This is a genomic window from Rhodobacter sp. NTK016B, from assembly GCF_017303295.1.
GTDB lineage: Bacteria > Pseudomonadota > Alphaproteobacteria > Rhodobacterales > Rhodobacteraceae > Pararhodobacter.
Window position 1 is genome coordinate 35,991 of the sequence record NZ_JAFKOK010000017.1, and the last position, 11,793, is coordinate 47,783.

The 11,793-nt window shown below is 65.5% G+C and carries 13 protein-coding genes; 11 read left to right on the top strand and 2 right to left on the bottom strand.

What is annotated here, in order from left to right; genetic code table 11:
- The first annotated feature begins 2 nt into the window (after positions 1 to 2).
- The 5 genes from JI664_RS20070 (at position 3) to JI664_RS20090 (ending at position 4,021) form a co-directional block, all read left to right on the top strand.
- Positions 3 to 749 carry a 16S rRNA (uracil(1498)-N(3))-methyltransferase gene (locus JI664_RS20070; RefSeq protein ID WP_286174206.1) on the top strand — a complete coding sequence of 249 codons (747 nt, stop codon included), beginning with the start codon at positions 3 to 5 and terminating at the stop codon, positions 747 to 749.
- 48 nt (positions 750 to 797) lie between these two features.
- The gene (locus JI664_RS20075) at positions 798 to 1,673 is read left to right on the top strand and encodes a GNAT family N-acetyltransferase (protein ID WP_207015565.1); all 876 of its coding nucleotides are present in this window, start codon (positions 798 to 800) and stop codon (positions 1,671 to 1,673) included.
- Entirely contained in the window at positions 1,666 to 2,181 is a 516-nt protein-coding gene (locus JI664_RS20080; protein ID WP_207015566.1) for a hypothetical protein, read from the top strand. The genes JI664_RS20075 and JI664_RS20080 overlap by 8 nt, the downstream gene beginning before the upstream one ends.
- A gap of 57 nt (positions 2,182 to 2,238) precedes the next feature.
- A complete protein-coding gene (locus JI664_RS20085; protein WP_207015567.1) occupies positions 2,239 to 3,609 on the top strand; it encodes a glutamate--cysteine ligase in 1,371 nt (456 codons plus the stop codon).
- Positions 3,610 to 3,766: 157 nt separating this feature from the next.
- Positions 3,767 to 4,021, top strand: a complete 255-nt coding sequence (locus tag JI664_RS20090; RefSeq protein WP_207015568.1) for a hypothetical protein — start codon at positions 3,767 to 3,769, stop codon at positions 4,019 to 4,021.
- 67 nt (positions 4,022 to 4,088) lie between these two features.
- Here JI664_RS20090 and JI664_RS20095 read toward each other — a convergent pair whose 3' ends face one another.
- A complete protein-coding gene (locus tag JI664_RS20095) occupies positions 4,089 to 5,666 on the bottom strand; it encodes a DEAD/DEAH box helicase (RefSeq protein ID WP_207015569.1) in 1,578 nt (525 codons plus the stop codon).
- A gap of 324 nt (positions 5,667 to 5,990) precedes the next feature.
- On the opposite strand from JI664_RS20095, the gene JI664_RS20100 reads away from it, so the two are divergent.
- The 6 genes from JI664_RS20100 (at position 5,991) to JI664_RS24095 (ending at position 10,928) form a co-directional block, all read left to right on the top strand.
- On the top strand, positions 5,991 to 6,878 hold the full coding sequence (locus tag JI664_RS20100) for a sensor domain-containing diguanylate cyclase (RefSeq protein WP_207015570.1): 888 nt from the start codon (positions 5,991 to 5,993) through the stop codon (positions 6,876 to 6,878).
- Positions 6,879 to 7,487: 609 nt separating this feature from the next.
- A complete protein-coding gene (locus tag JI664_RS20105; RefSeq protein ID WP_207015571.1) occupies positions 7,488 to 7,700 on the top strand; it encodes a hypothetical protein in 213 nt (70 codons plus the stop codon).
- Positions 7,701 to 7,824: 124 nt separating this feature from the next.
- A complete protein-coding gene (locus tag JI664_RS20110; RefSeq protein WP_207015572.1) occupies positions 7,825 to 8,013 on the top strand; it encodes a hypothetical protein in 189 nt (62 codons plus the stop codon).
- Between the two features lie 79 nt (positions 8,014 to 8,092).
- Positions 8,093 to 9,703, top strand: a complete 1,611-nt coding sequence (locus JI664_RS20115; RefSeq protein ID WP_207015573.1) for a peptide chain release factor 3 — start codon at positions 8,093 to 8,095, stop codon at positions 9,701 to 9,703.
- A 252-nt stretch (positions 9,704 to 9,955) separates the two neighbouring features.
- Positions 9,956 to 10,558 (top strand): pentapeptide repeat-containing protein, encoded by a 603-nt coding sequence (locus JI664_RS20120; protein WP_414707752.1) that lies wholly within the window; start codon positions 9,956 to 9,958, stop codon positions 10,556 to 10,558.
- 238 nt (positions 10,559 to 10,796) lie between these two features.
- A complete protein-coding gene (locus JI664_RS24095; protein WP_286174207.1) occupies positions 10,797 to 10,928 on the top strand; it encodes a hypothetical protein in 132 nt (43 codons plus the stop codon).
- A gap of 329 nt (positions 10,929 to 11,257) precedes the next feature.
- On the opposite strand, the gene JI664_RS20125 is transcribed toward JI664_RS24095, so the two are convergent.
- Positions 11,258 to 11,755 (bottom strand): hypothetical protein, encoded by a 498-nt coding sequence (locus JI664_RS20125; RefSeq protein WP_207015575.1) that lies wholly within the window; start codon positions 11,753 to 11,755, stop codon positions 11,258 to 11,260.
- Positions 11,756 to 11,793: the final 38 nt, after the last annotated feature.

Sequence of the window (11,793 nt, forward strand, 5' to 3'; positions counted from 1 at the left end):
CCATGCCCAAGATGACGCCTCAAGACACCGAACGCCCCAAGGTCCGGCTCTATGTAGAGCATGGCTTGGCGGAAGGGCAACACGTCGCTGTTACGCAGCCGCAGGCGCATTACCTTGGCAATGTGATGCGGATGGGCGCAGGCGACGCGGTCGCGCTCTTCGATGGCCGCAACGGCGAATGGCGCGCCGAGGTTGTGGAACTTGGCAAGCGTGGCGGGACGCTGGCGGCGCTGGTGCAGACCGCGCCGCAGTTTGATCCGCCCGATCTTTGGCTCTTGTTCGCGCCAATCAAGAAGGCGCGCACCGACTTCATCGTCGAAAAGGCGGTCGAGATGGGCGCCGCCCGTATCCTGCCCGTGCAGACCGAATTCACCAATTCCGAGCGTGTCCGCCGCGACCGGCTGCAGGCCCATGCCGTCGAAGCCGCCGAGCAATCGGGCGGCACCTTCGTGCCCGAGGTGGCCGAGCTGCAGCGCCTTGACCGGCTGCTCGCGGATTGGCCCGAAGACCGGCTGCTGTGGTGGGCCGATGAAAGCCTTGCGGGCGCGGAGATCGCCGACCCGGCGCCGGCACCCGCCGCGATCCTGATCGGCCCCGAGGGCGGCTTTTCGGCCGCTGAACGCGCGCGGCTTGCCGCCCTGCCCTTCATCCGCCGTCTGAGCCTTGGCCCGCGCATCCTGCGCGCCGATACGGCGGCGGTGGCGGCGCTGACGCTGTGGCAGCTGCGGCATGGCGACTGGGGCGGCTGAAGGCCCCGGCCCTTTACAGAGCCCGCGAAACCGGACACCAAACAGGTCATGTCCCACTCCCCCCTCCTCCCGGCCACGGATGCCGACCTTCCCGCGATCGAGGATTTCCTGAGCGCCCGGGCCGAAAGCTCGATGTTCCTGCGCTCGAACCTGCGTGAGCACGGACTGGGGGATACGGAATCGCCGCGTGCTATGGATGTGGCGCTGACCCGCGAGGCCGGGGACGCGATCACCGGGGTCTTCGGGTTGACGAATGGCGGATACGCGACCTTTCAGGCGCCACAGGCGGACCCCGAGACATGGCAGGCCGTGGCGCGCTGGATCGGGGCACGGCGGTTTCTGGGGCTGACGGGCGCGGTCGCACAGGCGACGCTGGCGCGCAAGGCGCTGGGAATGACCGACGACCTGCTGGCCGTGGGGCGCAACGAACCGCTCTACCGGCTGGATCTGTCCCGGCTGAAGGACGACGGCCTTGCAGACGGGTCGCTCCGTGCCCCCGTCCCTGCCGATCTGGCACTGCTGGAAGCCTGGTACACCGCATCGGAAATCGAAGCGCTGGGGGCCAGCCCCGAACGGGCCGCCGCGCTGGCCCGCAGCCGGGCGGCCCGTGCGATCCTTGAGCAGAACGCCCGGATTCTCGAGCGTGACGGCACGCCGCTGGCGATGACAGCTTTCAACGCGCATTTGCCCGACATGGTACAGGTGGGCGGCGTCTATACCCCGCCCGACCATCGCAATGCGGGCGCCGCGCGCACCGCCGTCGCCCGGCATCTGGCCGAGGCGCGCGAAACGGGCGTCCGGCAGGCGATCCTGTTCGCCGCCTCGCCCGCCGCCAGCCGCGCCTATGAAGCGATCGGGTTCGAGCGGATCGGCGATTTCGCCATCGCGCTGCTCAAGACCCCGAGGGGGCCTTTGGATGCTTGATTTCATCCGCCCCGAGATGCGCGCGGCGATCCATCGCTGGGGCGAGACCGGCGGCGCGCTGGTCATCACGCTGGTGGGGGGCTGGTGGGGGCTGACCGGGCCGGGCTGGGTGCCTTGGGCGGGCTGGCTGCTGGCGCTGGTCGGCGCGGGGCTGACGCTGGGCGCCATTCAGCGCGCACGCTTCACCGCCAAGGGGATCGCGACCGGCGTGATCGAGGTGATTGAGGGCGAGATCCGCTATCTCGGCCCGCGCGGCGGCGGTGTCGTGGCGCTCGATCACGTACTGGCCTTGTCGCTCAGTGCCGATGCGGAATTCTGGCTGGTCGAATCCTTCGACGGCACGATCCTTGCGATTCCGCGCGCCGCGACCGGCCATCCGGCGTTGTTCGATGCGTTCGGACTGCTGCCGGGCTTCGACATGAAGCGACTTTTGCGCATGGTCGATGACGGCCCGGCGCCCCGCGCGCGGTTGATTTGGCGACATCCCACGCGCCGCCTCTTGACTTGAGCCGTCCCACGCGACAGGTCTGACGTTCCAAAGACCAGCCCGGAGCGCCAGTTAAAAATGTCTATCCCCCAATCCGGCGGCGGGCCGATCGAGCATCGCGACCAATTGGCCGAATACCTCGCCTCGGGCTCGAAGCCCAAGGACGACTGGCGCATCGGCACCGAGCACGAGAAATTCGGCTATTGCAAGGACAGCCACAAGCCGCTGCCTTATGACGGCGACCGCTCGATCCGCGTGGTGCTGGAAGGGCTGCGCGACCGCTTCAACTGGGACCCGGTTCTGGAAGGCGACAAGATCATCGGCCTGACGCGCGACGGCGCGAATGTCAGCCTCGAGCCGGGTGGACAGTTGGAACTCTCGGGCGCGCCGCTCGAGACGATCCACCAGACCTGCGACGAGGTGAACGAGCATCTGCGCGAGGTGAAATCCATCGCCGACGAGGTCGGCGTGGGTTTCATCGGGCTGGGCGCGGCGCCGGAATGGACGCATGAACAGATGCCGATGATGCCCAAGGGGCGCTACCGGCTGATGACCGATTACATGCCCAAGGTCGGCACCCATGGCACGCAGATGATGTACCGCACCTGCACGGTGCAGGTGAATCTGGACTTCGCGTCCGAGCCCGACATGGTGCAGAAACTGCGCGTCGCTCTGGCTTTGCAGCCCGTCGCCACCGCGCTCTTTGCCAACTCACCGTTTTTCGAAGGCAAGCCCAACGGGCACAAATCGTGGCGCTCGCGCATCTGGCGCGATCTCGACCCGTCACGCACCGGCACGCTGCCCTTCGTCTTCGAGGACGGCATGGGGTTCGAGCGCTATGTCGATTACGCGCTCGATGTGCCGATGTACTTCGTCTATCGCGACGGCAAGTATATCGATGCGCTGGGTCAGTCGTTCCGCGACTTCCTGAAGGGCGAACTTCCCGCCCTGCCCGGCGAGATGCCGACGCTGTCGGACTGGGCCGATCACCTGACAACGATCTTCCCCGAAGCGCGTGTGAAGAAATATCTGGAAATGCGCGGCGCCGATGGCGGCCAGTGGCGCCGGCTCTGCGCCCTGCCCGCTTTGTGGGTGGGCCTGCTTTACGATCAGAGCGCTCTCGATGCGGCATGGGATCTGTGCAAGGACTGGGATCTGGAAACCCGCGAAGGGCTGCGCGTCGCGGCCAGCGTCGACGGGCTGCAGGCCGAGGTGCCGGGGGTGAAAATGCTCGATCTGGCCAAGCAGGTGGTCGATATCGCGCAGGCGGGCCTGAAGACGCGGGCGCGTCCCGGTGCCGGCGGCCTTGTCCCCGACGAGACGCATTTCCTCAGCGCGCTGCAAGACAGTCTGGAAACCGGGCAAGCCCCGGCTGACGAGCTGCTGGCACGCTATCATGGCGACTGGAACGGTGACCTGTCGCGGATCTACGGCGAATACAGCTACTGACCCGAAGCCGGGCGTGCTGTTTCGTTACAGCGCGGTAAACAGATCGACATTTCGACGACACAGACGGCACGCATGGCTTGATGAGCCCCGCGTGCCGTGCTTGTTTGCGCCACCGCGACCTTTTTTGCGGATTTTCATTCGATATCAGGAGATTTCCATGCGCGACTTTTTCATCAACATGTTCGAGAAGCTGATCAACGTCCTCGTTGTCATCCTGCTGATCGGGGTGCTTGTCGGCACCGTGGGCGTGTTCATGGTGCCCAGCCAGACCGGCATTCCCAGCGGTCTTGTCGCCATCGGCGTGCTGATCGGCGGGCTCATCTATGTCACGCTGATCGCCGGTTTCATGTATCTGGGCCTTGGCATCTATCAGAACACCAAGCGCACCGCCGACCTGCTCGAACGGCGCTGAACTCAGAGCCGCAACGCAAAAGGGGCGCCCGACGGGCGCCCCTTTTTTCGTGACATGCGTGGCGCGCTCAGCTCGCCTTGGCGCGGAATTCGCGCAGCAGGAAATCGGGAACGTGATCGCCCATGCCGACCACCGGCTCTTCGCGATTGCGGCGCCCACGACCGCCGCGATCATTGCGGTTCTCGTTGCGATTATCGTTCCGGGCCTCGCGGCTCTTGTCGTCGCGCGCGGCTTCGTTGCGCGGCTTGTCGCTGCTCGGCTTTTCGCTTTGCACGGTCTCGGTGCGCGACGGCTCGGCGCGGGCGGCCTCTTCGCGGGGGGCCTTGGCTTCGACGGCCTCAGGCTGGGCGACGGTGGGCTCTTCGACCTCGGCCACCACGGCATTCTCTTGCGCCTTGGCGGGTTTGTCACCGCGCGTCCGGCGGCTGCGCGTGGGCTTCTCGGATTTCTCCGCGCGCTTGCGCTCCGGCTTGGCGCTCGACGCGGACTCGGCATAGCCCTCGGGCGCCGCGGTGCGCGGCAGCGGCTTTTGTAGAAGGCTCTCGATAGCGGCCAGATATTTGTCATCCGACGGCGTGGCGATGGTATAGGCCTTGCCCTTGCGTCCCGCCCGCCCGGTGCGACCGATGCGGTGGACGTAGTCTTCGGAATGCGACGGGACGTCGAAGTTGAACACGTGGCTCACCGCCGGGATATCGAGCCCGCGCGCCGCCACATCCGAGGCGATCAGCAAACGGATCGTGCCATCCCGGAACCCTTCCAGCGTGCGCGTACGCACCGACTGGTCGAGGTCGCCATGGATCGGCGCCGCGTCGAAACCATGCTTTTTCAGCGACTTGGCGACAACATCCACGTCGATCTTGCGGTTGCAGAAGATGATCGCGTTGGTGCAGGCCTCGCCTTCGGATTCGATCAGCGCCCGCAGCAGCGCGCGTTTCTCGGCAAAGGCCCGGTCGCGGCGCGTGGGCGACAGCTCGATAAGCTGCTGCTCGATCGTCTCGGCGGTCGTCGCCTGACGCGCGACTTCGATGCGCACCGGATTCGACAGGAACATGTTGGTGATGCGCTCGATCTCCGAGGCCATGGTGGCCGAGAAGAACAGCGTCTGGCGGGTGAAGGGCGTGAGCTGGAAAATCCGCTCGATATCGGGGATGAAGCCCATGTCCAGCATCCGGTCGGCTTCGTCCACGACCATCACTTCGACGCCGGTCAGCAGCAGCTTGCCGCGCTCGAAATGGTCGAGCAGACGACCGGGCGTGGCGATCAGCACATCGACGCCCCGGTCGATCAGCTTGTCCTGTTCGGCAAAGGAAACCCCGCCGATCAGCAGCGCCTTGGTCAGCTTGGTGTGCTTGGCGTAAATGTCAAAGTTTTCAGCAACCTGAGCGGCCAGTTCGCGCGTCGGTGCCAGCACCAGCGAGCGCGGCATCCGGGCGCGCGCGCGGCCCCGCGACAGGCGGGTAATCAGCGGCAGCGTGAAGCTGGCGGTCTTGCCGGTGCCGGTCTGGGCGATGCCCAGCACGTCGCGCCCGGCCAGCGCTTCGGGAATGGCCTGCGCCTGAATCGGTGTCGGCGTTTCGTAGCCGGCTTCAGTAACGGCCTTGAGGACCTTGGGGTCCAGCTTCAGATCGGTAAATTTCGTCATGGGCGTCCATCTGTTGCGGCATCGGGCCGCAAGGGATTTATGGGACGCCAGTCGTCGCGCCCCGGCAGCGGTCGGGTCACGCGCGCAAGGCCGTGACCGATGCGGCGACCTAGCGCAATTTGCGGCTTGGGTCAATGACTACAGGGCGTTTCCTCTTATTCAGGCGCCTGCCCATCAACTTTGCGGCGAAAATGGGGCGCGTCGCCCCGGAATTTCCAAGGTTAACCCGGATTTAACCTTCTTTTTGCCCCAGCCCGTCCCCATCCCCGTCGCATTCCCGGGCGACAAAAGGGACATCCGGCGACATCGACCAGGATGAGTGTAATGAGTGCCCAAGTTTCCGTACCACTGCCTGTCAGTGCCGCGCCGCTCGTGGCCGAGGACGATTGCATGTTGAACACACCGATCCAGGCGGCTTTGCCCGGACCCGCGCAATTCGCTGCCGCAATCGACCTGATCAAGTCGGTCTTCTGTGTCCCTGCCGTTTCGATCGCCCTGCATGGTGCGCCCGCCAATGCCGATGGCGGCGTCTATCGGTCGTTTCTGGAAATCCCGCTGATCAAGGATCAGGAGGTGATCGGCTCGCTGCGCATCCTCGACACTGCTGAGCGCGAATTCACCGATCGCGACTGCCAGTTGCTCGAGGGCTTCGCCCGGCTGGTGGTCGATCAGGTCGAATTGTGGGGAGAGGCCAGCCGCGACGTGCTGACCGGTGCCATGACCCGCCGCGCGTTTCAGGATATCCTGCGCAAGGCCTTCGCCGCCTATTCCCGGACCCAGGCGCGCGCCTCGCTCGTGCTGTTCGATCTCGATCACTTCAAGTCGATCAACGACAATTGGGGCCATGCCGCCGGGGATGCCGTGCTGAAAGCCGTTGCGCGCTGCGTGCTGCGCGAGTTGCGGGTCGAGGACAGTTTCGGTCGTGTCGGCGGCGAGGAATTCGCCGTGCTGGTGGCCAATGCCGGCGCGCAGGGGGCTGCGGAAGTGGCCGAACGCATCCGCAGCGCCGTCGAAGCCCTGCCGATCCCGGGCTATGGCCAGATCAACGTGACGGCCAGCTTCGGCGTGGCCGAGGCGAGCCATGACGTGCTCGACATGGAAGACTGGAGCGACCGCGCCGACAGTCAACTCTACGTCGCCAAATCCGAGGGCCGGAACCGCGTTTGCATCGAAGACAGCGACCCGCCCCCTGCCGCGGCGATGCTGAACTGACCCGGCGCTGCGCGGGGCTAACAGCAAGGGACTCATTGCCGTCTGTTCAGCGTCCCTGAGGGGGCGCTTTTTCGTGTCTGCCGTGGCCGCGTTTGAACCTGGCGCACAGACCGTGCGACCTATCGGTATCCCGCCCCCCCGGAGAGCTGCCATGAACCCGCCGCGCATCGCCCTGCCCTCGTTCCCGCCCGCCATCTGGCAGGGCACGCGCCAGCGTCCCCGGCCCGTGCCCCGCGTCCTGCCCGGTGATCTTGCGCGCGGGCGCTGAAAGCCGCGGCTCGCCCCGGGTTTCAGAGCGCCGTTTTCCGGTTGGCGAAGACCCCAAACTTTTTTTCGATCCGGCGGGAACCTTTCCCGAGATGCCACGTTTGCTGAGTGAAGAGGCCGGGCGTCCCCTCGTGTCCGGCCTCATCGTTTGTTTGTCCCTTGAATTTTCTTCGGCCGCCTTCGGGCGGCCTTTTTTTTCGTCCGGCGCATCGAAGGGCGGAGCGGCGTGGCGCAGGGACGTTTGAACCGTGACAGCCGCCCGCGCGACCTATGCGTATTCGATGGCTGGCGCGGTGATCCTTGCGGATCCGGGCGCGGCCCTTTGATCGCGAAGGAATTGCCATGATCCGCCTGCCGCTTGCCCTGGCCGCCCTGCTCACCCTGTCGCTCAATGGCTCGCTCGCCGCCGCCGCTGACGTGCCACCGCAATCGCATGCCTGCCAGCCGGGGGCTGTCTGCACCCTGCCGCTCAGGATGCTCAGCCCGCCCCCGCCACGTCCAGAAGGTCTGGCCTTGCGCGCGGCAGTCGTGATCCCGTCAATCGGTCAGCGCTGAACCGGACGCGAATCTGCCGCGTGTTTTTTCTGCCGGTGCCGGAACTTGCGACTCGTTTGTCGGTTGATCTGGCGACAGCGGGCGCAAAGCCCAGCCAGCCAGAATCCAGCCAGGATAAACCGCCGTGACCCGTACCGCCCTCGCCCTTGCCACCCTGCTCACCCTGACCCTCAACGGCTCGATCGCCGTCGCCTCGATGCCGACGACGCCGTGCAATGCCGAGGGGGGCTGCGCCGTCTCGCTGCGGATGCTGGCACCCCCGCCTGCACGCCCTGACACGCTGATGGCACCCGAGATGTCCGAGCGCACCTGACGCCCGCCCAGTGCTGTGCGGTCTGCCCCGCACACGCCCGGCAATGGACACGTCTCGCGCTTTGGGCTACAGGCGCGACATGCTGGACAATCGCCCCACCCTGCCGCCCGAAATCGCCCGCCGCCGGACCTTTGCGATCATCTCGCACCCCGACGCCGGCAAGACCACGCTGACCGAAAAGTTCCTGCTGTTCGGCGGCGCGATCCAGATGGCGGGACAGGTCCGCGCCAAGGGCGAAGCGCGGCGCACGCGCTCGGACTTCATGCAGATGGAAAAGGACCGCGGGATCTCGGTCTCGGCCTCGGCCATGTCCTTCGACTTCGTCAGCGGCGACAGCAATTTCCGCTTCAACCTTGTCGACACGCCCGGCCACTCGGACTTTTCCGAGGATACCTATCGCACGCTGACCGCCGTTGACGCAGCGATCATGGTGATCGACGGCGCCAAGGGCGTGGAGAGCCAGACGCAGAAACTGTTCGAAGTCTGTCGCCTGCGCGATCTGCCGATCCTGACCTTCTGCAACAAGATGGACCGCGAAAGCCGCGACACGTTCGACATCATCGACGAGATTCAGGAAAATCTGGCCATCGACGTGACCCCCGCCTCGTGGCCGATCGGTCAGGGGCGCGATTTCCTCGGCTGTTACGACATCCTGCACGACCGGCTGGAACTGATGGACCGCGCCGACCGCAACAAGGTTGGCGAGACGGTCAAGATCAGCGGCCTCGACGACCCGAAACTGGCCGAGCATATCCCCGCTGCGATGCTGGAGACCCTGCGCGAAGAGGTCGAGATGGCGCGCGAACTGCTGCCCGCCTTCGACCGCGAGCAGGTCCTGAACGGCTCGATGACGCCGATCTGGTTCGGCTCGGCGATCAACTCGTTCGGTGTGCGCGAATTGATGGCCGGCATGGCGGAATTCGGACCCGAACCGCAGCCCCTGTCGACCGACAAGCGTCAGATCGACCCCGAAGAGAAGAAGGTCACGGGCTTTGTGTTCAAGGTGCAGGCCAATATGGACCCCAAGCACCGTGACCGCGTGGCTTTCGTGCGCCTTGCCTCGGGGCATTTCCAGCGCGGGATGAAGCTGCAGCATGTGCGGGTGGGCAAGCCGATGGCGGTGTCGAACCCGGTGCTGTTCCTCGCCTCGGACCGCGAATTGACGGAAGAGGCCTGGGCGGGCGACATCATCGGCATCCCCAACCACGGCCAGCTACGGATCGGCGACACGCTGACCGAGGGCGAGGCGATCCGCTTCACCGGCATTCCCTCCTTTGCGCCGGAATTGTTGCAGACCTGCCGGGCGGGCGACCCGATGAAGGCCAAGCATCTGGAAAAGGCGCTGATGCAATTCGCCGAGGAAGGCGCGGCCAAGGTCTTCAAACCGAATATCGGCGCGGGCTTCATCGTCGGCGTCGTGGGCGCGCTGCAATTCGAGGTCCTCGCCTCGCGGATCGAGCTGGAATACGGTCTGCCCGTGCGCTTCGAGCCGTCGCAATTCACCTCGGCACGCTGGATCTCGGGCGAAAAGGCCGAGGTCGACAAGGTCGTCAACGTCAACAAGCAGCATATCGCCACGGACCATGACGGCGATCTGGTCTATCTGACGCGGCTGCAATGGGACATCGACCGGATCGAGCGCGACCATCCGGGCGTCAAGCTGACGGCGACGAAGGAAATGATGGTCTGAGGCAGCCCGAAAGCCGCTGAAACGCCTCGCCGGTTCGCCGCCTTTATTAATCGTTGCCATCCGAGCTGCGTCTCGTCACTCTCGACGCCCTAGAAAAACAACAGACATAGGCGTCTCATGCGTACATTTACCCTTGTTGCCCTCGTGCTTTTTACTGCGGGTTCGCCCGCTCTGGCGTATGATTCCGCCCGCTCTGCCTCGGTCCGCGATGGCGAGGATTGCCCGTCTTGTGACCTCGCCGGAGGCGATTTCGTGGAAGCCGACCTGTCCGGGCTCAACCTCGCCGGAGCCGATCTGGCTGGCGCGGATCTGTCGGAAGCCGATCTATCGGACGCCGATCTGGTCGGCGCCGACCTCGCGGGTGCCAATCTGAGCGAGGCCGACCTGTCAGGCGCCGACCTGACCGACGCCGATCTGGCCGGGGCAGACCTGACCGAAGCCGACCTGTCACGCGCCACGCTTGTACGGGCGGATCTCGCCGGCGCCGATCTGACCGAGGCGGACTTCTCGCGCGCTGACCTGACCGAGGCGGATCTGTCGGGTGCCGACCTGACCGAGGCCGATCTGTCGCGCGCAACCCTGACGCAGGCCGATCTTGCGGGCGCGACATTGACCGAAGCCGATCTTTCCGACGGCAGCGCAGACAACGCCAATTTCGCTGGTTCCGTTCTGGACGACGCGGATTTTTCCGACACCAGCCTTGAAAACGCACGCTTTGGCGGCGCAAACACTGCGGACGCCGAGATGCCGGAAGGCTTCGAGCAGCAATCGGCCAGCCCGGCGGATGACGCTGCAGCCGCTGATGACAGCGACAGCGCCGCAGGCGACGACGACGCGACTGGCCAAGGCGACTGACACGGCGCGCGCGGTGGTGGCTTGCCGCCACCGCCAGCCGGTCGTCCTCCCCCTTGCAAAAGTCCCGTCCAGGCACCAGATTTGAGATGCAGGCATTGGTCGGGTTAGACCCGGACAAGCGGGCCTGCTGCTTGTCGAAAGCCACCGCCCGGTGCGGACCACCCGGCCTTCTTGACTTTCCCCTAGGCAACGGACCGGCGGGCATAAGCCCAACGGTGTTTCGGCAACGGAGATCACTATGGGCAAGGGCGACAGCAAACGCGGCAACCGCGAAGCGAAGAAACCGAAACAGGAAAAGCCGAAGGTTCTGGCCACGGCCAATTCCAATGCCGGCAAGGACCTGACGATCGGCGGCAAGAAGGTCAAGTGAGCGGGCCCTGACGGGCAGCATACGGGATTGAAAAAGGCGGGGAACTCCCCGCCTTTTGTCTGTCCGATCGGTGCGTGAGATCACGCGCCCGACGGCGACAGTTACAAGACTGCAAATCGGAGACACGTTGAAAGAGGGCGAGGTCTACAAGGTCATCAACGTCAACAAGCAGCATATCGCCGCGCGACCATGACGACGATCTGGTCTATCTGACGCGGCAGCAATGGGACATCGACCGGATCGAACGCGACCATCCTGGCGTCAAGCTGACGGCGACGAAAGAAATGATGGTCTGATCACGGGCGCGGGCGGGCTTCAGGGGCCGGGCGTCACGGCGCCTCGATCCCCTCGGGCAAGGACAGAACGCTGTCCACATGCGCCCGGCAGGCCCGCTCGGCCAGGATCGTGTCGGTGGCGGCGCCACAGGCGCGATGGAGGCGGCCCCGGGCGTCGCGCAACTGCACGCTGGCCGAAAACAGCGTCGCGGCCGCGCAGATCGCCGCAACGGCAAACGCGGCCAGAATCGCCGGTTCGGATCGCGGCAGCCGCGCGGGCGGCACGATCAGCATCAGCGGCCCCGCTCCCAAAGTCAGCGCAAGCAGCCCGTAGGTTGCCAGCCCCGCCATGTCGATCAGGCCGAGGAACACCGCCAGAAGCGGCAGCGCGGCCACAACCGTCGTGGCAAAGATCGTCAGCCGCGTGATGATCGGCAAATCGGGATTGGTCCCGCGATACGGGGCCACGCGCATCGCCACCGCAAGCCCCCCGGCGAGTGCGCCGACAAGCGCGATGGCAGACAGAAGAAGATAGGCGCCAATCAAACTCATGACGCCGGATCATCCCATGCGGGAAGCGATCTACAAAG

Coding starts and splice junctions, on each gene's coding strand:
- JI664_RS20070 (WP_286174206.1), top strand. CDS start 3: ATGCCCAAGATGACGCCTCAAGACACCGAACGCCCCAAGGTCCGGCTC.
- JI664_RS20075 (WP_207015565.1), top strand. CDS start 798: ATGTCCCACTCCCCCCTCCTCCCGGCCACGGATGCCGACCTTCCCGCG.
- JI664_RS20080 (WP_207015566.1), top strand. CDS start 1,666: ATGCTTGATTTCATCCGCCCCGAGATGCGCGCGGCGATCCATCGCTGG.
- JI664_RS20085 (WP_207015567.1), top strand. CDS start 2,239: ATGTCTATCCCCCAATCCGGCGGCGGGCCGATCGAGCATCGCGACCAA.
- JI664_RS20090 (WP_207015568.1), top strand. CDS start 3,767: ATGCGCGACTTTTTCATCAACATGTTCGAGAAGCTGATCAACGTCCTC.
- JI664_RS20095 (WP_207015569.1), bottom strand. CDS start 5,666: ATGACGAAATTTACCGATCTGAAGCTGGACCCCAAGGTCCTCAAGGCC.
- JI664_RS20100 (WP_207015570.1), top strand. CDS start 5,991: ATGAGTGCCCAAGTTTCCGTACCACTGCCTGTCAGTGCCGCGCCGCTC.
- JI664_RS20105 (WP_207015571.1), top strand. CDS start 7,488: ATGATCCGCCTGCCGCTTGCCCTGGCCGCCCTGCTCACCCTGTCGCTC.
- JI664_RS20115 (WP_207015573.1), top strand. CDS start 8,093: ATGCTGGACAATCGCCCCACCCTGCCGCCCGAAATCGCCCGCCGCCGG.
- JI664_RS24095 (WP_286174207.1), top strand. CDS start 10,797: ATGGGCAAGGGCGACAGCAAACGCGGCAACCGCGAAGCGAAGAAACCG.
- JI664_RS20125 (WP_207015575.1), bottom strand. CDS start 11,755: ATGAGTTTGATTGGCGCCTATCTTCTTCTGTCTGCCATCGCGCTTGTC.